Consider the following 23,255-nt stretch of genomic DNA (forward strand, 5'->3'; position numbering starts at 1 on the left):
CGTCTGCCGGCGCTGGACTGTCAACGCTGCTCGCTCGGCGAAGCTCTATTGGGAGTGGAGTGGAAGAGCATTTTTGCTATCAGGTTCTGATGCGGGAACCAAGCGTCAGGTCGAGCCGGCTTGCCATTGCGGCGGGGCTGGCCTTAATCATCCTTGTGGGTGGAGGAGGTTTCCTGCTCGGGCGGGCTACAGCACCGAGATCGCAGCCTTCGGAAGCTCGGCCGAAGGTCGTGAAGGTCATTTCTCCGCCGCCGGTCTATGAGAATGTCCGTATTCTGGGCAGAGCCGACTTGCTCCAACTGGCCGCACGAGGCGCGGATGCCTACGCCTCCGCCCAGCCATGGCCGAGCGAGGTCGCCGAGGCGTCCGGCAAGCGGTTCATCCTGTCCCTGCCATTCGGCTGCTCTGGACCCGCGCCGGAGGACAGCGCCGATCCGATGCGGTGGCGATTTGAAGAGAAGGAGGGCGTCCTACGCGCTCAGGCGATGCCAACGCTGTGGACGGCAGAGGATTGGCGACTCCCTGACGAGAGAAAGGTGAGCGAGATTGCTGGCTTCTGGATTGAGCGACCGTGGTCATCCAGCGAGAGTTGCCCGCCCTCAAAGGTGACAGCGTCATTAGCCGCGACCGGCCATGAACCGGACCTGTCGGTTGCCATTGCGCGGTTCCGATCGAAGGAAGAGCAGGAGCGACCCGTTCGGAAGACAAGCGGATTTGAAATAGTACGGCGTATTGATGGCGATGAACTGGACGGCAGCCGTGGATTTCGCCTTCAGCTGACCGGCCGTCTCGGCGGGGGCGACGATCCGCTCCATTGCACGCAAACGGCTGGCCCCGATGAACGACCCAAATGCGTGTGGGCCGCGACCTTCGATGAAATCCGCTTGGAAAATGGCGCTACAGGAGCGGTGCTCGCCGTGTGGGACAGCCGGTCGGGCAGCGATCCTCTGCATTGAGGGATCGCGGACGCGTGATCAGGCGCGCTTGTCGGGCTCGTCTTGTGGCGTCCGCGCGCGCTGCTCTTCGCGTTCACGGTGAAGCGCCGCGCGTGCGAGCAGCATGAAGGCTACCGGGGTGGTGGAGGTCAGGAACAGGGCGATCAAAATCTCATGCACCGATATGCGGGAACGGAGCACAGAAAAGCAGGTGATGGACGAGGCGACGATCAGCCCCATGCCCAGCGTGCTTCCCAGCGTCGGCGGATGAACGCGCTCGTAGAAGCTTTGCAGTCGGAGCAGCCCGAGCGATCCGATCAGCGTCATCACCGCGCCGGACAGCACCAGCAGGCCGACAAGGAAGGCTGCCCAGCCCGGCAGGTCTGGTGCCTGGATCATTCGATCACCTCCCCGCGCATCAGAAATTTGGCGAAGCCTACGGTGCCGACGAAGCCGATCAGCGCGATGATGAGGGCCGCCTCGAAATAGAGCGCCCTGCCGGTCTGGATGCCGAAGGTGAGCAGAAGCAGCATGGAGTTGGTGTAGAATGTGTCGAGCCCAAGCACGCGGTCCTGTGCGCGGGGACCCCTGATCATGCGGTAGGCGGCGCATGCGAGCGCGAGGCCCAGCATCACCTGCGCCAGAGTGATCGACAAGGCGAGCAGCAACGTTGTCATCGGCCAAATATCTCCAGCAACAACGTCTCGTAGCGATGTTTGATGAGACGCACCCACTGATCCTCATCGACAAGGTCGAGAACATGGATGAGCACGCTGCTGCGATTGCGGTCGAACTCGACCCACAAGCTGCCCGGGGTGGCGGTGATGATCACGCCCAGGATGGCGAGGCCATGCGGATTGGTCAGCTCAAGGGGGAGGTCGACGAACCCAGATATACGTTCGCGGCGGCGGAACAGGATAATCGATGCGACGGCGAAGTTCGAGCGGATGATGTCGGCGATGACGATCCCGGTCAGCTTGAGGATGGCGGTCGGCCGCCCGATCGTCACTGGGCCAGGGCGCAGCGCCGCCATTGCGTGGGTGGCGATCAGCGCGACTACAAGGCCGAGGACGATCTGCCCCGGGGAGGCGGATTGGGTCAGGAGTAGCCAGACCGCGAAGAGCGCCAGAGCAAGCAAGGGATGGGGCAGCCAGCGCCTCATTCTGCCACCACCCCCCGTTTCTGCCCAAGGACAGCCACGATATAGCCCTGTCGGTCGCTGAGGGACTGTCCTGTCCGCTCCATGTAGCGCATCGCCGGCCCGGCGAAGATGGTGAGCGCAAGGCAGATCGCCAGCAGCATGCCGACGGGGAGGGCTTCGGCGACGCGCAACACCGGTTGCGGCTTGTCCGAGGGCGCCCAGATCAGGTCGATTCCCGCGCGGGTCGTGGAGATCAGTATCGCCAACCCGGATCCGATGAGAAGGGCGATGAGGCCCCAGACCGGCGAGGCGATCCTGTCCTGCAGCCCAAGCAGCCCGTCGATCATAGCGAATTTCGCGATAAAGCCCGACAGCGGCGGCAAGCCTGCGATGAGCAGGACGCAGAAGGCGAAGCCCCCGCCCAAAAGGGCGATGGTGGCAGGAATGGTAACGCCTACCTCGTCGTCGGGCTCCTCGACCGGCGCGCCAGTATATTCGTCGTCGAAAACGGGCTCCCCGACGCTGGATGGGGGGGCGTCCCGCCGTTCGACCAGTTCGATGAGCAGGTAGAATGCACTGACCGCCAGTGTTGAGCTCACAAGGTAGAAGAGCGCCCCGGCAAGCACATCTCCTGCGCCCGCGCCGATGGCCGCGACCAGCGTGCCGGCGGAGATGATCAGCGAATAGCCGGCGACACGCGACAATGTGCGCACGGCCAGCACGCCGACAGAGCCGAAGGTCATGGTCGCCATGCCCCCGATCAGCAGCCATTCCTCGCCATAATTGCCGGTCCAGCCGAGATCGCGGCCGAACAGCAGCAGATAGACGCGCAGCACCGCATAGACGCCAACCTTGCTGAGGATGGCGAAGAGCGCCGCAACGGGAGGCGCTGCCGCCGCATAGGTCCGCGGCAGCCAGAAGCCGAGCGGCCACATGCCGGCCTTTACCAGGAAAGCGATGCCCAAGATCGCCATGCCGCTCTGCATCAGTGCGGCGTCGGTGCCGGAAACCGCAGGGATGCGCAGCACCAGGTCCGCCATGTTGAGCGTGCCCGTCACGCCGTAGATCAGCGAAGCGCCGATCAGGAAGAGGAGCGAAGTGGCGACATTCAACGAGACATAGTGCAGCGCCGCCTTCACGCGGGGCTGGCCCGAGCCGTGCAGCAGCAGCCCGAAGGAGGCGGCGAGCAGCACCTCGAAGAACACGAACAGGTTGAACAGGTCGCCCGTCAGAAAGGCGCCGTTGAGGCCCATCAACTGGAGCAGGAACAAGGTATGGAAGCGCGGACCCGCCCGATCCCACCGCGCCAGCGCATAAATGAGCGAGGTCAGCCCGAGAACGGACGTCAACACCAGCATCAGCGCCGATAGCCAGTCGAGCACCAGCACGATGCCGAAGGGAGCGGCCCAGTTGCCCACGAGATAAGCGGTCGTGGCCCGCTCACCGCTGAACCCGGCTGCCGCTACCGATCGCAGCAGGATGATCGATATCGCCAGCAGCGTCCCTGTGGAGGCCAGGGCGATGATCCGCTTCGCCAGCATCCGTCGCTCGTTCAGGAGCAGCATGGCGGAGGCCGCGATGAGCGGCAGCAGGATGGGCGCTACGATCAGGTGATGCATCCCATGCACGGTCATTCGCCGTCTTCCCCGTCGACATGGTCGGTGCCGGTCAGGCCGCGCGAGGCGAGCAGGACCACGAGCAGCAGCGCGGTCATGGCAAAGGATATGACGATGGCGGTGAGAACCAGCGCCTGCGGCAGAGGATCGTCGTAGAGCGCTGGATCGGGCGCTGTCGATCCGACCAGCGGCGGAGCATCCACATGCATTCGGCCCATGGCGTAAATGAAGAGATTGACTGCATAGGACAGGAGCGACAGCCCCAGGATGACCTGGAAGGTACGCGGCCGCAGGATCAACCAGACACCCGATGCGACGAGAACGCCGATGCCAAGTGCGAGAACCAGTTCCATCAAGCCTGCTCCCCCGCCGCGCCAGGCAAGCCATCGGGTTGCCGACGTGCGGCCGTTCGGATCGACTGATGCGCGATCGCGATCAGGATCAGCGCCGTCGTCCCGACGACCAGCAGGAACACCCCCAGATCGAACAGCAGGGCGCTAGCGATTGGCACCTGCCCGATCAATGGCACGTCCAGATAGCGGAAGAAGGACGTCAGAAAGGGATAGCCGAAGAAGAGTGCCCCCATCCCCGTGGTGACGGAGAGGAGCAATCCGACACCCATCCAATTGAGCGGCTTGATGCGCAACCTTGCCTCGATGCTTCGCGTTCCAGAGGCCATATATTGAAGGATGAGCGCAATGGACATGGTAACGCCCGCGGCAAATCCCCCGCCCGGAAGGTCATGCCCCCTAATCAGCAGGTAGAGTGCCAGCACCGTGATGAAAGGAAACAACCATTCCATGATGACGCGAGGCACGAGCAGATAGTCGGTCAGGGTATCCCCTGGCGAACGGCCATCCCTTCGCTCATCGGACGCATCCTGCTGTCGCTGCTGAAGGGGGCTGCGGACGCTTTCGCCCGCCGGCCGGAAACGGCGCAGCAGCGAGAAGACGGTCAGGGCCACGATGGCCAGCACAGTGATCTCGCCCAGAGTGTCGAAAGCGCGGAAGTCGACGAGGATGACGTTGACGACATTTTTTCCGCCGCCCTCCGGGTAGGAGCGCTCGATAAAGAAGCGCGAGATGGTGTCCGGCAGCGGCCGCGTCATGACGGCGAAGGAAAGCATCGCCATTCCAAATCCCGCCGCTATTGCGATCGCAAGATCCGCGCCGCGGCGCAGCCGGACCCTGGCGGGGGTGCGGTCCTCCGGCCAGACATCAGGGCGGCGCTGGGGTAACCATCTAAGGCTCAGCAGCAGCAGGATGGTGGTCACCGTTTCGACCAGAAGCTGCGTCAGCGCAAGATCGGGCGCGGAAAGCCACACGAAGCTGACGCAGCTGACGAGGCCAGCGCCTGAAACCAGCACCACCGCCGCAAGCCGGTGATATTTCGCCTGCCAGGCAGCCGCGACCGCGCAGGCGCATCCCACCAGCCAGATCGCGCCGAAGCCAGGATCAAGCGGAGTCGCGCCGTCCGGACCGATTATGTAGCCATGTCGCAGGAAGGGGAGGAGTCCGGCCAAGCCGCCGATGACGACGAGAACCCGCAATTGGGCTTGCAACCGTTCCGTTCCCAACAGAGTCAAGAGTCGTCGAGCGCCGCTGATCAAGACTGACAGGACTGTTTCGAACATTCGCCGGCCCTTGAGACGACCGAGGACCGGCGCGGAACTGACGGCGTTCAGCCGGCGCGCGGACAGAACATACCCCGCCGTTCCCAAGCCCAGCGCCACAAGGCTGAACGCGAATGGGCGTGTGAAGCCATGCCAGATGGCAAGGCTGTAGGATGGCATTTCCTGCGCGCCCAGCGCGGAACGCGCCGCCGTCTCGAGAAAGGGGCCGATCGTCGCAGTTGGAAACACGCCGACGACAAGACAGGTCACAACCAGCACTTCGATGGGTGCCCGCATCCAACGCGGCGCTTCATGGGGCTGTTGCGGTAGGCCACGGGGAAGCGGGCCGAAGAAGCTCTGGTGAATGAAGCGCAGCGAATAAAGGACGCTGAAGGCTAGCCCGATCGTGGCGAGATAAGGCAGCGCCTGATCGAGCCAGCTATCGTTATAATCCTCCAGCACTTCGGCCAGCAGCATTTCTTTCGACAGGAATCCGTTGAGCAGCGGCACGCCCGCCATGGCGGCCGCCGCCACCATCGCCAGCGTCGCGGTGATCGGCATGAAGCGGTACAGCCCGCTCAATCGCCGCAGATCGCGCGTGCCCGCCTCATGGTCGATGATGCCGGCCGCCATGAATAGGGAGGCCTTGAACGTTGCATGATTGACCGTGTGGAAGATCGCGGCGACTGCGGCGAGCGGGCTGCCGATTCCCAGCAAAAGCGTGATGATGCCCAGATGGCTGATGGTCGAGTAGGCAAGTAGGCCCTTGAGGTCCTGCTGGAAGATTGCGGCCCAGGCGCCCACCAGCAGCGTCAGCAGGCCCGTGCTTGTGACGATATAGTACCAACTGTCACTTCCCGCGAGCACGGGCCACAGTCGGATCAGGATGAAAACGCCGGCCTTCACCATCGTTGCGGAATGGAGATAGGCCGATACGGGCGTCGGCGCGGCCATCGCGTGGGGTAGCCAGAAATGAAAGGGGAACTGCGCGCTCTTGGTGAAGGCTCCGATCAGGATCAGGATCAATGCAGGCTGATAAAGATCGCTCGACCGGATAACGTCGGCGGAGGAGAGCACGGCGTCCAGGTCGTAGCTGCCGACGATCTTGCCGATCAGCAGCAAGCCAATGAGCAGGCATAGCCCGCCCGCCGCCGTGACGATCAAGGCCATTCGCGCGGCGCTCCGCGCTGCCTCATTATGATGCCAATAGCCGATCAGGAGAAAGGAGGAGAGGCTTGTCAACTCCCAGAAAAAGGCGAGCTGCACCAGATTGCCCGACAGGACCAGAGCGAGCATCGAACCCATGAACGCGAGCAGGAAGGAGAAGAAGCGGGGAACCGGATCGTCGGGCGACATATAGTAGCGGGCATACACAACAACGAGGAGGCCGATCGCCAGTACGAGCAGGGCAAAGATCCACGAAAGGCCATCAAGGCGCAGCACGAGATTGAGGCCAAGCGAAGGGAGCCATTTGATTTCGCTGCGCAGGACGGCTCCATCCGCGATGGCCCGATAGAGCAAACTCAGAAGTAGCGTCCCACCAAGCGCCACCGCGCCGGCTAGGATCCCGGCCCTGCCGCGCGCATGCGATGGGAGCAAAGCCGCAGCAAGACTGCCCAGGAATGGAAGCAGCAGGATCAACCACAACAAACTGATATTCGAGGATATGATATCGCTCTCCGACCCTGATTGCGCTTATGCTTGTTAGCCTCAGTCGGGTTGTGGGTTAAAGCGAAGTTTCATCCGGTTGGCGTGGCGGAACGACAAGCACGTCTTGTGCCGCGTCCAGCAGCACCGCTTGCGCGATGCTTCCGAGCAGAAACCGCTCGATACCGGTTCGCTGACTGGTTCCGAGCACGATCAGATCGACCTCCTGCTCATCGGCGCAGGCGCGAATCGCGGCCGCTACCGAGCCCTGCATCGGACTGAGCTTGAGCCGGGCACCCTGCAATCCGCATCCCGCGAGGAAGGACATGAATTCGGATCTTGCGCGTTTTTCTTCGACGCTAACATAATGATTTATCGCGTCCGGCACCTCCATCGCTCTTTTCATCATCCCTATGGCTGGGGCATCGAAGAGGTGCAGCGCGACGATGTCCACACCCGTGAGAATGCCGAGCCGATCGGCCGATGTCACGGCGGATCGGGATGCATCGGTGAGATCAGTTGCCAGCAGAATCCTGTTGTACGATCCAGACGGAACCGCATTGGCCATCAGGATCGGGTGCCGACTGCGCTGGATCGTTCGCTCTGCGGTCGTGCCGACAAAGGTGTCCAGAAATTGCCGGCGATGCGGACCCACGATGATCAGGTCCGGATTGATTTCGGCAGCGGTCCGCAGGATTCCGTCAAACGCATCTCCAGTGGTCACTATCATGCGGCTGGCCACTTTATCCACCTCCGCCAAGGTCGTAGTCATCTGCCCGAGAAGCTCGGTCGCTGCGCTTCTTTGCCGCTCCATGAGATAATTGGGTTGGTCGTCATCGACCACGTGAACGAGCGTCAGCTCCGCCTCGATCGTCCGTGCTGTCAAGACGGCTCTCCGCGAGGCTCGATCGGATCTCGCTGAAAAATCAGTGGCGACAAGAATGTGCTTCACAGCTTGACCTCCTGCTCGAGAACGGGATGTCTGGGCGCCGAGCATACAGGCGCAGCCTGCGCGTGCATAGACAAAGCCGACATCATGCGAAGAACCACCAGAGCAGGATCGCTGCAAGCAGTGTGGGCAAGGAAAGAAAGGCGATTAGCTCAGCTACTGGCACCCTCTGACTCTTGGTGTGGCCGCGGCGGAACTGGTGCAGCGTTTTTGAAAGATGCTCTGACCCTGACAGAATTGCCTCTTCCATCAAGGTCAGTTTCGAGGCGAGCTCGCCAAGCTCCCGAAGTTCCTGCTCGTGGATATCGGGATAGCGATCAAGCAGGGTTTGCAGCCGCATGAACGACTGAGAAGCCGGCCGGAGCCGGTTATACACGGTCGACATTTGAGATTGTCCTTCCGAGAACAACGGCGACCTGCCGCGCCCAAGGACTGGCGTTCGGTCTGCCGATGTTTGATTGAAGCCGAATGTGACGGTTGGCGTCCGACGAACGCCTTCGTCTGTTGGGCGATGCCGGACGCTCGCCACATGCGGCAGCGTCCGGCTAATCGCCGATCAGCAGACGCTCGCCCTCAATATGCGCAAGAAGAACGGAGTTGTGCATGAACTTCACATGGGCATTCAGAACGAAAGGTCAAGTATGGATTGTCAAGTTTTCTACTAAAGGACACCTTTCGCAGAGAGGATCGGTGACCCGAGTATATCCTTCCAGAAATAGGTGCATTTCCTGGGTGCGCGTAGGCCATCAGTCCCTAGCTTCCCGAAAATTTATTCTCTTCCGAGTTGCGGCGAAAGGCACGGGACAAAGCAGGATGGGTATCCTATATCAACCCCATGGTTTCCTTTTCATCCTGCATGCGGCCGGAACTTGCGATTGATTTCGGGACCGCTAATCTGCGCGTCATCCGCCGCGATGCTGGCGTCGTCTTTGACGAACCGTCGCTGTGCTGCTTTACAGATCTCGCGACTGCTCCGCGCCTGGTGGCAGCTGGCGCGGCGGCGCAGCCCATGGTGGATAGAACCCCTCGGAAGCTGGCGGTGAGGCGTCCGCTGCGGCGGGGTGTGCTGCAGGATATTCATACCGCGACCGAGCTGCTTCGCTATGCCGTGCCGAAAGCGCTCGGCCGGAAACCTTGGCGCAGGGCACGAACACTTATCGGCGTTCCCGCCGACGCGACGCAAGCTGAAAGACGGGCGCTACTGACGGCTGCCGCCGATGCGGGACTGAGCGCAGCTGAACTTGTGCCTGAGCCGCTTGCCGCAGCCCTTGGGGCTGGCGTTCGGCTGGAGGAGCCCCGCGGCGCGATCATTGTAGAATGCGGGGCGGGTACTACCGAAGTAGCTGTCCTTTCTCTTGGCGGGATTTGCATCACGCGTTCGCTGCGCGCGGGTGGCGCAGCGCTCGACCAGGCAATCGCCGATCATCTGCATTTCCGGCATAAGATTTTGATCGGGCGTCAGAGCGCCGAGCGGATCAAGAAGGATTATGTGGGGGAGCATCGCGATCTGCGGGGCAGTGATGGGGTGATCGAAGTGAAAGGGCGCAGTCTTATCTCGATGGCGCCTCATTCGCTGCATATCTCCTTCGCCGAGTTGGACCGCGTCGTTGAAAAGCACGCAACGTCGATCATCAGGGTCATACGTGACGTCCTCAACGAGACGCCGCCGGAACTCAGCCATGATCTGCATTTGAACGGGATCATTCTTACTGGCGGTGGTGCCGTGACGCCGCGCCTTCGGGAGATGATCGAGCGCGATACGAGGTTGCCCGTCATCGTGGCCGACGACCCCGCGCTCTGCGTAGCCCAGGGTTTGCACCGAATGCTCAAGGGCTGAATGTCGGTCGCGCGGCGGATACAGAGGTGATTGACTATCTGAGGGTTAGGGGGTCCGTTAAGTGACCCCCATGGCCTGCATGGCTTCTGCCACCCGTACGAAGCCGGTGATATTCGCCCCGAGAACATAATTGCCAGGCGAGCCATAGGCTTCGGCTGTTTCCGCACAACTGTCGTGGATGCGGCGCATGATTGCTGCCAAGCGTGCCTCAGTGTCCTCGAAGGTCCAGCTGTCGCGCGAGGCGTTCTGTTGCATTTCCAACGCCGATGTCGCAACGCCGCCCGCGTTGGCGGCTTTTGCGGGGCCAAAGAGAATGCCAGCGCACTGGAAGAGGCGCACCGCCTCAGGGGTACAGGGCATGTTCGCGCCTTCACCGACTGCGATAACGCCATTGCGGATCAGCGCCGAGGCGTCATTCCCGTTCAGTTCATTCTGCGTCGCCGATGGCACTGCCACCTCGCATGGAACCTCCCAGACCGACCCCTGGTCGGAAAAATAGCTGCCGTTGCCCTTCAGGCGCACATAGTCCGAAATCCGTTCACGCCGAACGAGTTTGATTTCCTTCAAAAGCTCCAGATCAATTCCATCCCCGTCGACGATGAAGCCCGATGAGTCCGAACAGGCGACAACCTTCCCGCCGAACTCCTTAATCTTTTCGATCGCATAGATCGCAACATTGCCCGAACCTGATACGACCGCGCGTTTGCCATCGAGACTCTCCCCCTTGGTCTTCAGCATCTGGTCGATGAAATAGACTGTTCCATAGCCCGTCGCTTCTGTGCGGGCGCGCGATCCACCGTAGATCAGCCCCTTGCCGGTCAGGACACCGGCTTCATAACGGTTGGTGAGGCGCTTATACTGGCCGAACAGATAACCAATCTCCCTCGCGCCGACGCCGATATCGCCCGCCGGAACGTCGGTATATTCGCCGATATGCCGATACAGTTCAGTCATGAAGGACTGGCAGAAGCGCATCACCTCGCCGTCGGACCGGTCGCGTGGATTGAAATCGGAGCCGCCCTTGCCGCCGCCGATCGGCATGCCGGTCAACCCATTCTTGAAGGTCTGTTCGAATCCCAGGAACTTGATGATCCCGACATTGACGGACGGATGAAATCGTAAGCCCCCCTTATACGGTCCAAGTGCCGAGTTGAACTGAACGCGAAAGCCGCGATTGATCTGGATCCGCCCTTTGTCGTCGACCCATGGAACGCGAAAGATGATCTGTCTTTCCGGCTCGCAGATCCTCTCGATCAACGCATTGTCGATATATTCGGGGTGTTTCGCGATGACGGCGCCAAGGCTCTCCAGAACCTCCTCAACAGCCTGGTGGAATTCAGTCTCTCCCGCATTCCGTCGCAGAACATCCTCGTAAATGGGAAGCAGCTTTTCGTCGATCCGTGGCAAGGAGGACTCCTGTTCGATCATGATATTCAGGTGAAAATGCACGCAGGCAGCGCAGGTGATCTCTCTCCGGGTGACGAGGCCCTAAATCTGCGCCGGCTGCGTGACCTTCAGAATGGTGAGCGGTCGCTCACGTCCGTCGCGATCAGGCCAAAGGATCACATCACCTGCACTCAAGCCGATCAGACCGGCGCCCACCGGCGTGAGGATCGAGATACGACCCGCCGATATGTCGGCATCTCCGGGATAAACGAGCTGCACCGTACGGCTTGTGCGGCTCGCCGCGTCCTTGAATTCGATGATCGAGTTCATCGTGATCACGTCGCTGGGGATGCGGTCGGCCTTGAATGTCGAGGCGCGGCCGATTTCGTCGATCAGCAGCTCTCCCGCCTGCATCGCAGAGCCTGACGCATTCAGGGCGATTCCGGTAAGTCTTTCGGCTTCGATGTCGATCAGTCGCACGGGAGGGCGCTTCGTCTGTATGCGGATAGTCATGGCGCTGGCTTTCGAGCGTGAGGAATCGCCTATTCTTGAAGGCGAGCATCATTTCGTCGATCTGCCCCGAGTCCGGGACATGTGCGCCGGGCCCGGGGCTATATGCCCGCGAGAAGCTGTCCTCCGTGATGGCGAAAGTGCAGAGAGTTGACCCGAGAGTTCATTGTCTCACCTTGGCAGGCCAGGTGGTCCGAGTCAAACACCGACGCGATTAGTTCAAAAGGGACGCCGTGAACCAGCATCTATCGTGCAGGCGCCCTCCGATTTTCAGGATAGTGAGGCCGCCACCCTTTTCGCTTGGCGACGCCTGGCCAGAATGTTGAGCGTTTCGACCGCTGCCGAAAAGGCCATGGCCGCATAGACATAGCCCTTGGGCGCGTGCGGGCGCGATGCTCCTCAGGCAGCTTGTTTGAGAGGATCGAAATGAAGATCAGATTGTCGATCCCGAGCACGACCTTCATTGTTACCAAGGTGGCGAGCGCCACCCAGGCAGGTTCGCTCATCAACGCTGTCAGGCCCTCAAACGTCTAGTGCGTGCCTCAAGCTGATAAGTACATGATTTCAATCGTTGCGCGCGTGTGTTCGTCTATTGGCTGGAGCAGTCGTGTATGGAGGGTCGATGCTGGGGCAACCGCGAAACGGCCGAATGTCTTGAAACGCGTCGCCGTTGCCCCATATCGACCGTGCGGGCCGGGCCCCTCTGGCGATTGTCGGTAAGACAGTCGTGATGTCGGACCGCATCGGGTTGGCTCGATGCAGGTTCAGGTGGCTTTTCCTCCTTCATCGGGCTGATTTGATCGATCCATTTCGATTGGAGAGAGGCATTGAACTCGTTTCTGTACAAAATGACCCGCTTGCATTGGAAGCTCGAGGAAGAAATTCGGCGCGAGCTTAAACGGCGCTTTCCCGACAGCCTGCGATTACTCAGGCTCAAGAAGGTGCGGCTTCAGGTCAAGGACCGTCTGCACGGACATAGGCTTCAGGAACGGAGGGTCTGAAGACGGCAATCCGCCGGGAGATGGGCTTCGCTCATGCTCGGCGGAGCGCGCTCTCAGCGGGACTCTGCGTCAAGTAAGTCGGTATCGCCATCAAGCGCAGATTGCGTTAAATATGTCGGTTGCATTTGAAGAACGTTGCGTATTTCATGCTTATGCGGGCCGGGCCCCTCTGGCGTTCATCTTTGATGACGTGATGTCGGACCGCATCGAGTGCGCTCGATGCTGGCCTTCGATCTTGCCCGCTAAGTCATGCCACTCGTCCAACCGACTGCGAACGAGGGTAAGCTGTGATTGAGCCGATCTATCTTCAGACTGTCGCCCCTTGTGGCGGCTGGGTTTCAACATCCCGCGTCTCGCGGGATTACCCATGTGAATTTGACCGCTTGCTGACGGCAATGAAGGATTTCTGATGATTGGAACGAAGTTTCGCTATATCGGCGCGCTCGCCGTGAGCCTGGCTGTCGCCGCCATGCTCGCTACTCCGGCAGAGGCGCGGCGCGGCGGCAGTTTTGGTAGCCGGGGCTCGCGAACGGCCGTCGCGCCTCCGCCAACTAAGACGGCGCCTCAAGAAACCGCGCCGGTCCAGCGCTCGATGACGGACAAGCCCACTCCCGCTCCGCAAGCGGCTGCGAATGCGCGCCCTGCTGCCAGTTCTCCAAACAAGTTCGGAGGCCTCGCCAAGGGGCTGATCGGTGGCTTGGTCGCGGGCGGCTTGATCGGCATGCTGCTGGGGAATGGCTTCGGCGCGTTGAGTGGCAGCGGTATCTTGATGGCCTTGCTGCAAATCGCCCTGATTGGCGGTTTGGTCTGGTTTGCCCTGCGCCTGTTCCGTCGGCCTCCGGCGCTAGCTACCGCTGGTGGCCCCTCTATCCCGCCCCTGTCGGCAAGTCCCTTCATGGGTGGTTTTCAGGGTGGGTCCAGTGCACCGGCGCAACCTGCCTACGCTGCTCCCGCGATTTCGCGGGAGGTGCCCATCACCACCAGCGATCAGCAACGCTTTGAACATCTGCTTACCGAAGTCCAGGACGCCTTCAGCCGGGAAGATTATGCGCGCCTGCGCGAGTGCACTACGCCGGAAGTCATGTCCTATCTGGCCGAGGAGTTGAGCCAGAACGCCACCAAAGGTCAACGTAACGAGGTTTCCGCGACGGAACTTCTGGACGCCGAAGTGGCCGAAGCCTGGTCTGAAGATGGGACTGATTATGCGACCATCGCAATGCGGTACCAAAGCATCGACGTAATGCGTGATCGCCAGAGCGGTGCGTTGGTGAGCGGCGATCCGGATCGTCCAACGGTCACAACCGAATTGTGGACCTTTACCCGAGATAACCGAAACGCGTGGCGTTTATCGGCCATTCAGGAGGCTTGATTACCGGACCGGCTTTGGGCGCGGCTTCGCCCAGCCTCCAATCTGGACAATGACTGACAACCGCCCACGCCCTGAGCATGAGCATGAGCATGAGCATGAGCATGCGCTGGTGAACCGAACGGTTCTCGGCTCGTCACGGAGCTGGGCCCAGCGAACGGAGGATTTTCGTCACACCGTCTGCGCTGTAAGCTATTCCGCAGCCAGCCCGACTGGCACTGACTGGCGGCCATGATCACCCGGCTTCACGACCTGATAGCAGCAGAGCATAGCCGGTTCGTCTTGCTCCGGGCCGCGCACCTCGGACGGACGCGGGGCCCGCTAAACGCGAACCCGCCATTAAGCCGGCGGAGCAAGATCGAAGCTATCTGCACGGGCAAGGCCCCAGCTAGACCGGTAGAACTCGTTCCCTTCTCCACCTGAAATCAGGTCTCCTGGCACTAGGAAAGTGTGGAGTTGCGCGAACAGGCGGATCTCTGTTGGGCTGACGCGCCGGACGAGGTGATGAGGACCGATGTCGCTCGGATGTTGGAGGCCGGCTGCGGCTATCATCTCCGAAAGAGCGCGCAGCGTGTTGCGGTGGAAATGGAAGACGCGATCCGCCTTCTCAGGTACCACCAACGCCCTCTGGCGCATGGGATCCTGCGTTGCGACACCCACAGGGCAGCGATTGGTATTGCAGGTCAGCGACTGGATGCAACCGATCGCGAACATGAAACCTCGGCCAGCATTGACCCAGTCAGCCCCAAGCGCGTGTGCGGCCGCGATATCGAAGGCGCTGACGATCTTTCCAGCCGCTCCGATCTTGATCTTGTCTCGCACACCCGCGCCGACAAGCGTGTTGTGGACAAAGAGCAGGCCCTCGCGCATGGGCGTGCCCAGATGATCGATGAACTCGAGCGGGGCAGCGCCGGTCCCGCCCTCGGCGCCGTCGATGACGATGAAATCGGGGAAGATGCTCGTCTCGCGCATGGCCTTCACCATGCCCATGAACTCCCAAGGCTGGCCGATGCAGAGCTTGAAGCCGACCGGTTTCCCACCCGAAAGCTTCCGGAGCAGGGCGATGAACTGCATCATCTCGATCGGTGTTGAAAAGGCGCGATGACGGGGAGGGGAGATGCAGTCCTCCGCGACGGGGACGCCGCGCGTGAGCGAGATTTCTTCCGTCACCTTGCTGCCGGGCAGGATGCCGCCATGGCCGGGCTTTGCGCCTTGACTAAGCTTGATCTCAATCATCTTCACCTGCGGATCGGCGGCTTTGGTGGCGAAGGCATCGGGATCGAAATTACCGTCAGCCGACCTGCAGCCGAAATAGCCGCTTCCCAGCTCCCATATCAGATCGCCTCCATGCTCGCGGTGATAAGGGCTGATGCTGCCCTCGCCCGTGTCATGGGCAAAATTGCCCATCTTGGCGCCCAGGTTCAGCGCGCGAATGGCATTGGCGCTCAGCGAGCCGAAGCTCATAGCGGAAATGTTGAAGATGGAGGCAGAATAGGGCTGGGTGCAATCGCTACCGCCAATGAGGATGCGGAATGTATCGGGATCAGCCGGCGGAGCTGGCCGCGTGGAGTGTCCGATGAACTCGTACCCGTTCCCATAAACGTCGAGCTGCGTGCCGAAGGCGCGCTCGCTGCTCTCATTCTTCGAGCGGGCATAGACTAGCGATCGCTGGCTTCGTGAAAATGGTGTCTCATCATATTCGCCTTCGATGAGATATTGGCGAATTTCGGGACGGATATCCTCGAAGAACCACCTCAGGCGTCCGATGATGGGATAGTTGCGCCTTACGGAATGGAGCGGTTGGAAAAGGTCGTATATGCCGGTAATCGACAGGATCGCGCCGATTCCGAACAGCGGAACCGCCCAGACGCCTGGCAGATAGTAGCCAGCGACAATGGTGGTGATCAGCGCGATGCCAAAGGCGCTGAAACGGGTGAGAAGCAAGATTACAAACTCCGTGCGTTCAAAGCGGGCTCTTCGCCTGCCGAACGATGAGTTCTACTCAGGATCGCGCGTTAAACCAGTCAGGTCCCGTGACGTGAGCTAATTACGAGCGTGAAAGAAGCAATGCCGCCGATTTCGCGCGCGGGGGTCCGCTCGTCCACCACGCGCGAATTTGCCCGGAGCAGACGAGCGAGAGCACCGGCAACCGGCCTGTGACGTGGGGCCGGTCGTCGACGAGGCGAGGATCATGACGCCGTCATTCCGGCTCAACGGGTCGGCTGCTGGAGCGCGCACAGTGGGCCGCCGAGGGCGTGGTGTCGGTTGAATTTGTCGGACGGACCCTGTACGGCCATAGCAGAAAGGAGTTTGCGGCTCATGTTTCAGGAAGACGTTCCCGGCGGCTGAGTGGCTGCTATCCATATATTCTCCTGTCGCGCTCGGGCGAAGATGGCCTTGCTACGTGCCAGCAGACGGAGCGTTGAGGATGGGACGCTCACCCAAACTGTCTCCCTGGCGAGCGTCGGCTTGGCGTGATGTTGTGGCCCATTACGATCCTGTCAGCCGATCAGGGCAGGGCAGAGGGTTCTGCTCCTCTCGCGCCTTATGATTAGATGAATGGCATCATCAGGGAGCGTCGTTGACGGGCGGGAGAAGCTCGCTCAACAGGGCGATCACGAACGATTAATTGCTGCGGCCGTTGAGATGGTCGCTTCCGTATAACGTTCGAAATCCCGGCGCATGCGCAGGGCCGCAAGAAGTGGACTTGTAACGGTTTTGTGCCGGTCACTTGAGAGTTTAAGGCTCGTTCAAGGAGACCGACGAGATGATCAAGCATAGTGAGGAGTTCAAGCAGGAGGCGGTGCGCATTGCGTTGACCAGCGGGTTGCCGCGGGAGCGTGTCGCGTCAGATTTGGGGGTCGGCAAGTCGACGCTGAACAAGTGGGTGTCACAGTATCGGCCCAGTGATCTGGTTTCAGCGCCGCAGGCAGATCTGGCCCGCGAGAATGAACGGCTTCGCCTTGAGAACCGCGTGCTCCGGGAGGAGAGGGAAGTGCTAAAAAAGGCGACTCAGTTCTTCGCGAGCCAAAGGTCGTGAGGTTCGCCTTTGTGCACAGCTGGCGGCACCGTTGGCCGGTGGAGTTGATGTGTCGCGTTTTGCAGGTCAGCGAGCGTGGTTATCGTTCCTGGCGCTCGCGACCGATCAGTCGACGGGAGCGGACGGACATGAAAGTGCTGGCCCATATCCGGGAACAGTACAGCCTCAGCCTGGGCAGCTATGGTCGTCCAAGGATGACGATGGAGTTGAAAGAGGTGGGGCTCGATGTTGGTGAGCGCCGGGTTGGACGCCTGATGAAGATCAACGGAATAAAGCCGGTTCGCACACGCAAGCATAAGGTTACGACGGACAGCCACCATCGTCTCGGCGTCGCGGCAAACTGGCTGGACGGTGATTTTGCCGCTGATGCCCCCAACCGTAAATGGGCTGGCGACATCACCTATATCTGGACGTCAGAAGGCTGCCTTTTCCATTCGGATCGCGGTAGCCAATATTGTTCTTACGACTATCAGAAGAAATTGCAGGCCTATGGCCTGCGTCCATCGATGAGCGGCAAGGGTAATTGTTACGACAATGCCTCCGTCGAGACGTTCTTCAAATCCCTGAAAGCGGAACTCATCTGGCGGCAGCGCTGGCAAACGCGGCGTCAGGCGGAAGCCGCCATCTTCCAGTACATCAATGGTTTCTACAACACCCGTCGCCGCCATTCATATCTGGGCGGCATCAGCCCGCTCGCCTTCGAAGCCAAGGTGGCTTAATGAGATAGGTGACCGGCACAAAACCGTTACAAGTCCAATATGAAGGATCGAAATGCCCGAGATCGACCGCGTCGGCAAGGAAGGGATCAAGCTGACATCGTTCTACACGCAGCCGTCGCGCATAATCATCGCTTCGATCTGGTTCGCCAAACGGCAGAGTACATCTCCCCGCGCCCATGTCATACGCCCCATCGGCTGATGATAGAGGCGGCGAACAACATGCTCGCCATTGCCGAGCCCGCAAGGCATGATCGCGGCAACGAGATAAGGCCGGCCTGACCGCTCTGTCAGCCTACGATAGCTCATCGAAATTGTTGCCCTCATCCCCCAAAATCATTCGTTTGACCCGGCCGTGCGCTTGGTCCACCCAGTATCAAACAAAAAAAAGATCTCTTATTCGAGGCATGCGAGAGGATGCGACAATGCGCAATGACGGGCCGGACATAGAGAGCCCGATATTGCGATCCGGTGGCATTGCTCAAAGATCATCCTCTCCGCGGTTGCCAGTGCGAACTGTTCAAGGTGCACGCGCTCACGCAGCGGCATGGAAGAGTGATCTGAATCTACAGTCAAAATTATTGCGCTAAACCATAAATGTTTTGATCTACGGGTAGGCGATGGGATGCGCTTATGAGGCGAACCGAATCAAATGAGGCACGCAGCGGAACATGATCCGCCGGCGGCTTCGGTCAAGTCACGGTTGCCTCGCAAATGTCGTCTGCACAGTCATCGCCCTCCTGGTCGTCGGCCAGTCTGACCATCGATGCGCGCAAGCTGCTGTTCTCGCTTAGCAGCTTCCTTGCGGCGGCGGTCACGCTGGCGATCGTGTTCTCAGCCAGCTTGCCACGGCCTTGGTGGGCCTTGCTGACGGTCTATGTGACGGCACAGCCCATGGCGGGCGCATTCCGGCCCAAGATGCTATATCGCCTTGCCGGAATCGCAACCGGTGCCATCGTTACGATCGCAGTGGTTCCCAACCTCCAGAACGCACCGGAACTGCTGGTGTTGTGCATGGCGTCCTGGACGGGCTTTTGCATCTACCTTGCGGTGCTCGATCGGACGCCGCGCGCTTTCCTGTTTCAGATGGCAGCCTTTAGCTCGGCGGTAATCAGCTTTCCTTCCGTTGAAAATCCGGCCGATATATTCAACACCACTGCAGGGCGCGTCGCGGAAATGACGGTCGCGATCCTGAGCGTCTCGATGGTTCACGCGATGCTGCAACCGTGGAGCGCAACGCCTGTGATCCGCGATCGGGCCAAGTCCTTCTTGCGGCATGCGCGCCGCTGGGCGGGTGACGTGCTGAGCGGCGACAATCGCGAGCAGGAAAACGAGCACCGCCGTGCGCTGGCATCCGACGTCACCGAGTTGGGGATGATCGCGATCCACCTGCCGTTCGATCATCGCGCCGCGCCCATCACGCAGCGCCGCGTCATTGCGCTCCAGCAGCAGCTCGCCAACACTATCCCGCTCGCGTCGGCTGCCGCCAACCGGCTCGACCTGATCGAGCGCGAGCATGGCCTCCAGCCCGAACTCAGCGGACTGCTTGTCCGCACGATGGATTGGTTGGGATCGGCAAACAGTCAGACTGCACACGTTAGGCCGCTGATTGACGAGTGCGAGCGGCTGGCCAGGCAGGCAGAGGATCGCCGCGACTGGCCTTCGCTGCTAGCCGCCAGTGCCTCGGTTCGCCTTGCGCAGTTCCTGAATGCCTTCGCTACCGCACAGCGGCTTGCCAACCGCATCGGGTCGCCGGGTCGTCTGAAAATCAGGGATGAGGATGAGCAGTCGTTCCGGCTCGCGCGCGATCACGGTGTGGCCGTGCTGGCGGGAGCGGCCACGGCGGTGGCGATCATGCTCTATTGTGCGGTGTGGATCCTGTTGGCCTGGCCCAGTGGCTCCGCCACGGCCGCCTTTGCGGCGCTCATCACATGTTCCTTCGCGGCGCATGATGATCCCTCGCCGATGATCGGCCGATATCTTAAGGCGACGTTGAAGACCTTCCCTCTGGCCGCCTTTTACCTATTCGTCGTCCTCCCTCGAGTGGACGGCTACGAAATGCTGATGATCACGCTCGCCCCGGCGCTGCTGTGGATGGGCTATATCCAGGCCGATCCGCGCCGTTCGCCCGAAGCGTTGCCGATGTTCTCCTGCTTCATCGTGGCCATGGGTTTCCTTGCCCGGTTTCAGGCTGATTTTTATGTCTTCGTGAACACCGGCCTTGCTCAGTTGGGCGGCATCGTCACCACGCTGGCCGTGACGCGTCTGTTCCGCACTGCGAGTGCGCGCTGGACCCTGCGCCGCGTGATGCGCGCCAACTGGACTGAACTTGCGGTGTTGGCGGACATCCGGCGGCCGTTCCGTCCCGGAGACTGGACGGCACGCTCCGTTGACCGTCTTGGCCAGATCGCGCAGCGCGTCGTCGCGGCTCCTCCGGGCGATGACCTCCATGCTGCGGACAGTCTTGCTGATCTGCGGATTGGGCGGAACGTCATTCCGGTGCGTAAGGCCCTGTCCCATGTCCCACACGATCTTCGACACGACCTTGGTCTGGTGCTGGCGGGCATCGCTGATCACTATCGCGCGCGCACTCGACTTTCCAAGATCGTACCGGCCGACGTGGGGCTATTGGTGCCGATCGACCGGTCGATCGACGGTCTGCTTGCCCACCCGCTCGACGAATACCGCAGGCAGGCGCTGCGCGCGCTCGTGGCGATGCGTTGCAACCTGTTCCCCGAAGCCGCTGCTCCGGTCCTGACCACCGGCAAAACCACCACTCTGCATATGGTGCAAGGAGGCCGCGTGTGATCGAGGAAATTCACTTCGGTGGCATCTATGTGCCCGCCGCCCTCGCCACTGCGGTCTTGTCGGCCCTGCTGGTATATGTCCTGCGCACGCCGATGCAGCGCCTCACATTCTATCGGCTCCTTTGGCAACCCGCCCTGTTTGACCTCGCCGTCTTTGTCCTCCTGTGGTGGGGATTGAGCGCGGGAGCAGACCTCACCCCTCACTTCTGGTTCATGTCTTGACCATGCTTTCCCGACACCATCTTGCGCGTTCGATCGCGACGTTTTTTGTCATCCTCGCCATTCTTGGCGGGATCTACGCGCTGTGGCAGCGCTATCAGGTGGATCCAGTGACGCGTGACGGCAAAGTCCGTGCCGACATGGTGCCCGTGTCTGCCGATGTCGGCGGACTCGTCACCGAAATGCGGGTCATAGATAACCAATCCGTACGTAAGGGCGACGTGCTGTTCGTCGTCGATCGGCCGCGCTACCAACTCGCCCTCGAACAGGCGGAAGCAACCCTGATGAACAAGCGCGCTTCGCTCGCGCAGTCGATTCGCGAGGATCGCCGTAACAGCGTGATCCGCGAGGTGATTGCCGCAGAGACGGTTGAACAGGGACTTACTCGGACCGACGAACTCAGGGCAGAGGTGGCGCAGGCGGTTGCCGCCCGAAACCTCGCCCGCTTCAACCTCGAGCGCACCCTGGTCCGCGCGCCGGTTGACGGGGTCGTCACCAATACGACTTTGCAGCCCGGCGTCTATGTCGTTGTCGGCAAGCCTGTTCTGGCCCTTGTATATGGAAAGACCCTCAGAGTTGAGGGGTATTTCGAGGAGACCAAGCTGCCGGCCATCCAGGTCGGCGATCAGGCGAGCATCTACATCATGGGCGTCGCGGACGAAATCCATGGTCGCGTCCACAGCATCGCCGGCGGCATCGAAGACCGCGAGCGTGGCGGGGCCGACGGCCAGTACGCCGATGTGAAACCGAACTTCGACTGGGTCCGGCTGCCCCAGCGCATCCCGGTCCGGATCGAGATCGAAAACAAGCCGGCGAATGTGCGACTGATCCCGGGACAAACGGCAACGGTCGTGATCCATCCACGCGCCGACGCACGCAAGATCCGCAGGAGTCTGCCATGGTAAGACAAGCGATGAGGCGCCTGACGCTCTCCGCCCTCGGCGCGGTGCTGCTGGTGGGCTGCACCAGGGTTGGACCGGATTATAAGGGTCCCAACAGTGCGGTGCTCAAATCCCCTGCCGCCCAGGGCAAATTCGTCGGCGCTGCCGGCCTTCCCGTCGATACCGACGCGCTTCCTCAGAATTGGTGGAGACTGTATGACGACCCGCTTCTCGACCGGCTTGTCGGCGAGGCCTTGGCCGCCAACACCGACCTTCGGGTCGCCGCTGCCAACCTCGAGCGCACCGAAGTCGCAATCCACGAGGCAAAGGACGCATATGGCCCGGAGGTAGAGACTGAAGTAGCCGCAGAACGAAGGCAGTTCTCCACCCAGTCCTATCTGCGCGAGACACCGATCCCCCCGTTGACTGTCGGCAGCGTCGGAGGCCGTGTCGCCTATCAGCTTGACCTGTTCGGCCAGTTGAAGCGACTGGTCGAGGCTGCCGAGGCCGATGCGGAAGCCAGCCGCGCCGTTCGCGACGCTGTGCGCGTGACCGTCGTCGCCAACGTGGTGCGCGCGTATGTGGAAGCCTGCACCGCCGGAGAGGAACTGGCCGTTACCCGTTCGGTCGTCAACATCCAGGACAAAATCGCCGGCGTCCAACGTCGCCTTGGACGTGCGGGACGGATCGCGCGAACCGACGCCTTCCGCGCTGATGCCCGGACGGAAGACGATCGCGCCGCTCTGCCGGTGTTCGAAGCACGACGAAAGACCGCCCTGTATCACCTCGCCGTGCTTACCGGCCGCCCGCCGGCGGAATTCCCAACCGAAGTCGCCACTTGCGCTGAACCTCCTCACCTGACGCGCCCTGTGCCCGTCGGAGACGGAGCCAGCCTGTTGCAGCGGCGTCCCGACGTGCGCGAGGCGGAGCGCGATCTGGCCGCTGCCACGGCGCGGATCGGCGTAGCGATCGGCGAGCTCTATCCGCGCATCAGCCTGGGTGCAGGCTTGGGCTCAACCGGCATTCTATCCGACCTCGGCACAAGCCCTGCCAACCATTGGAGCCTGGGTCCCCTCATTTCCTGGACCTTGCCCACCCCAGCTGTCAGATCGCGGATCCACCAAGCGAACGCCAGAGCGGACGCCTCCCTGGCGCACTTTGACGGGATAGTGCTCAACGCTCTTCGTGAGGTCGAAACCAGCCTGACAACCTATGGGCGCGACCTTGACCGCCACGCCCGCCTAGAATTGGCGCGAAACATGGCCGTCAAGGCGCGGGACGATGCGCAGATTCTCTATAGCGCCGGCCGCACTCCGCTGCTGGACCTGCTTGATGCCCAGCGAGCAGCTGCCGAAGCCGAAGTCGTGCTGGCGGCGTCAAAGGCTCGGATCGCCGACGATCAGGTGTCCCTGTTCCTCGCCCTAGGCGGAGGCTGGGAACAGGGAGAAAGTTGAACTTTGACAGACTTCCTCTTCGTCAATTGGTTCCCATCCCCTCGCTAGAGTACTTCCCCGCACAACTTGAGATTTGAACAAGAATTGAGCAGAAAGTTATTGGCGCCTGGATATCAGCTTCGCCCGCACATGCCTTGA

20 protein-coding genes and 2 pseudogenes are annotated in these 23,255 nt (G+C 61.1%); 10 read left to right on the top strand and 12 right to left on the bottom strand.

What is annotated here, in order from left to right:
- Positions 1-59 precede the first annotated feature (59 nt).
- The gene (locus tag SIDU_RS19165; RefSeq protein WP_148663237.1) at positions 60-956 is read left to right on the top strand and encodes a hypothetical protein; all 897 of its coding nucleotides are present in this window, start codon (positions 60-62) and stop codon (positions 954-956) included.
- Between the two features lie 18 nt (positions 957-974).
- Here SIDU_RS19165 and mnhG read toward each other — a convergent pair whose 3' ends face one another.
- The 8 genes from mnhG to SIDU_RS01950 form a co-directional block, all read right to left on the bottom strand.
- Positions 975-1,334, bottom strand: coding sequence for a monovalent cation/H(+) antiporter subunit G (gene mnhG / locus SIDU_RS01915; RefSeq protein ID WP_007683812.1), 360 nt, complete (start codon positions 1,332-1,334; stop codon positions 975-977).
- Entirely contained in the window at positions 1,331-1,612 is a 282-nt protein-coding gene (locus tag SIDU_RS01920) for a K+/H+ antiporter subunit F (RefSeq protein WP_007683813.1), read from the bottom strand. Before SIDU_RS01920 ends, mnhG begins: the two co-directional genes overlap by 4 nt.
- Positions 1,609-2,097, bottom strand: a complete 489-nt coding sequence (locus tag SIDU_RS01925) for a Na+/H+ antiporter subunit E (protein ID WP_007683814.1) — start codon at positions 2,095-2,097, stop codon at positions 1,609-1,611. The genes SIDU_RS01920 and SIDU_RS01925 overlap by 4 nt, the downstream gene beginning before the upstream one ends.
- Positions 2,094-3,710, bottom strand: coding sequence for a monovalent cation/H+ antiporter subunit D (locus SIDU_RS01930; protein ID WP_007683815.1), 1,617 nt, complete (start codon positions 3,708-3,710; stop codon positions 2,094-2,096). Before SIDU_RS01930 ends, SIDU_RS01925 begins: the two co-directional genes overlap by 4 nt.
- On the bottom strand, positions 3,707-4,045 hold the full coding sequence (locus tag SIDU_RS01935; RefSeq protein WP_007683816.1) for a Na+/H+ antiporter subunit C: 339 nt from the start codon (positions 4,043-4,045) through the stop codon (positions 3,707-3,709). Before SIDU_RS01935 ends, SIDU_RS01930 begins: the two co-directional genes overlap by 4 nt.
- A complete protein-coding gene (locus tag SIDU_RS01940) occupies positions 4,045-6,945 on the bottom strand; it encodes a monovalent cation/H+ antiporter subunit A (RefSeq protein ID WP_233431861.1) in 2,901 nt (966 codons plus the stop codon). Before SIDU_RS01940 ends, SIDU_RS01935 begins: the two co-directional genes overlap by 1 nt.
- Positions 6,946-7,030: 85 nt before the next feature.
- Positions 7,031-7,948 carry a universal stress protein gene (locus SIDU_RS01945; protein WP_073507113.1) on the bottom strand — a complete coding sequence of 306 codons (918 nt, stop codon included), beginning with the start codon at positions 7,946-7,948 and terminating at the stop codon, positions 7,031-7,033.
- 37 nt (positions 7,949-7,985) lie between these two features.
- Positions 7,986-8,285 (bottom strand): hypothetical protein, encoded by a 300-nt coding sequence (locus tag SIDU_RS01950; protein ID WP_007683821.1) that lies wholly within the window; start codon positions 8,283-8,285, stop codon positions 7,986-7,988.
- A gap of 450 nt (positions 8,286-8,735) precedes the next feature.
- Between SIDU_RS01950 and mreB the strand changes: the two genes are divergently transcribed.
- Complete coding sequence (mreB, locus tag SIDU_RS01955; RefSeq protein ID WP_007683823.1) at positions 8,736-9,737, top strand: rod shape-determining protein; 1,002 nt, start codon at positions 8,736-8,738, stop codon at positions 9,735-9,737.
- A 57-nt stretch (positions 9,738-9,794) separates the two neighbouring features.
- Here the strand turns inward: mreB and gdhA are convergent, their stop codons facing one another.
- The 3 genes and pseudogenes from gdhA to SIDU_RS19930 form a co-directional block, all read right to left on the bottom strand.
- On the bottom strand, positions 9,795-11,144 hold the full coding sequence (gene gdhA, locus SIDU_RS01960; RefSeq protein ID WP_007683824.1) for an NADP-specific glutamate dehydrogenase: 1,350 nt from the start codon (positions 11,142-11,144) through the stop codon (positions 9,795-9,797).
- Between the two features lie 81 nt (positions 11,145-11,225).
- Positions 11,226-11,636, bottom strand: coding sequence for a nucleoside diphosphate kinase regulator (gene rnk, locus SIDU_RS01965; RefSeq protein WP_025772540.1), 411 nt, complete (start codon positions 11,634-11,636; stop codon positions 11,226-11,228).
- A gap of 374 nt (positions 11,637-12,010) precedes the next feature.
- Positions 12,011-12,139, bottom strand: a pseudogene (locus SIDU_RS19930) (TerC family protein); the annotation flags it as partial.
- 342 nt (positions 12,140-12,481) lie between these two features.
- Between SIDU_RS19930 and SIDU_RS01975 the strand changes: the two are divergent.
- Positions 12,482-12,634 carry a DUF465 domain-containing protein gene (locus tag SIDU_RS01975; RefSeq protein WP_233431890.1) on the top strand — a complete coding sequence of 51 codons (153 nt, stop codon included), beginning with the start codon at positions 12,482-12,484 and terminating at the stop codon, positions 12,632-12,634.
- A 409-nt stretch (positions 12,635-13,043) separates the two neighbouring features.
- On the top strand, positions 13,044-14,003 hold the full coding sequence (locus SIDU_RS01980) for a Tim44 domain-containing protein (protein WP_007683829.1): 960 nt from the start codon (positions 13,044-13,046) through the stop codon (positions 14,001-14,003).
- 336 nt (positions 14,004-14,339) lie between these two features.
- On the opposite strand, the gene SIDU_RS01985 is transcribed toward SIDU_RS01980, so the two are convergent.
- A complete protein-coding gene (locus SIDU_RS01985; RefSeq protein ID WP_007683830.1) occupies positions 14,340-15,944 on the bottom strand; it encodes an FMN-binding glutamate synthase family protein in 1,605 nt (534 codons plus the stop codon).
- Between the two features lie 823 nt (positions 15,945-16,767).
- Here SIDU_RS01985 and SIDU_RS01995 point away from each other — a divergent pair.
- The 6 genes and pseudogenes from SIDU_RS01995 (at position 16,768) to SIDU_RS02015 (ending at position 23,117) form a co-directional block, all read left to right on the top strand.
- A pseudogene (locus tag SIDU_RS01995) lies at positions 16,768-17,759 on the top strand (IS3 family transposase).
- 52 nt (positions 17,760-17,811) lie between these two features.
- Complete coding sequence (locus SIDU_RS19600; RefSeq protein ID WP_020818192.1) at positions 17,812-17,958, top strand: hypothetical protein; 147 nt, start codon at positions 17,812-17,814, stop codon at positions 17,956-17,958.
- A 512-nt stretch (positions 17,959-18,470) separates the two neighbouring features.
- Positions 18,471-20,564 carry an FUSC family protein gene (locus SIDU_RS02000; protein ID WP_007683833.1) on the top strand — a complete coding sequence of 698 codons (2,094 nt, stop codon included), beginning with the start codon at positions 18,471-18,473 and terminating at the stop codon, positions 20,562-20,564.
- Positions 20,561-20,785 (top strand): DUF1656 domain-containing protein, encoded by a 225-nt coding sequence (locus SIDU_RS02005; protein ID WP_007683834.1) that lies wholly within the window; start codon positions 20,561-20,563, stop codon positions 20,783-20,785. Before SIDU_RS02000 ends, SIDU_RS02005 begins: the two co-directional genes overlap by 4 nt.
- 2 nt (positions 20,786-20,787) lie before the next feature.
- On the top strand, positions 20,788-21,687 hold the full coding sequence (locus SIDU_RS02010; RefSeq protein WP_007683835.1) for an efflux RND transporter periplasmic adaptor subunit: 900 nt from the start codon (positions 20,788-20,790) through the stop codon (positions 21,685-21,687).
- Positions 21,681-23,117 carry an efflux transporter outer membrane subunit gene (locus SIDU_RS02015; protein ID WP_233431862.1) on the top strand — a complete coding sequence of 479 codons (1,437 nt, stop codon included), beginning with the start codon at positions 21,681-21,683 and terminating at the stop codon, positions 23,115-23,117. The genes SIDU_RS02010 and SIDU_RS02015 overlap by 7 nt, the downstream gene beginning before the upstream one ends.
- Positions 23,118-23,255 lie beyond the last annotated feature (138 nt).

The sequence above is a fragment of the Sphingobium indicum B90A genome (assembly GCF_000264945.2).
In the GTDB taxonomy this organism is placed as follows: domain Bacteria; phylum Pseudomonadota; class Alphaproteobacteria; order Sphingomonadales; family Sphingomonadaceae; genus Sphingobium; species Sphingobium indicum.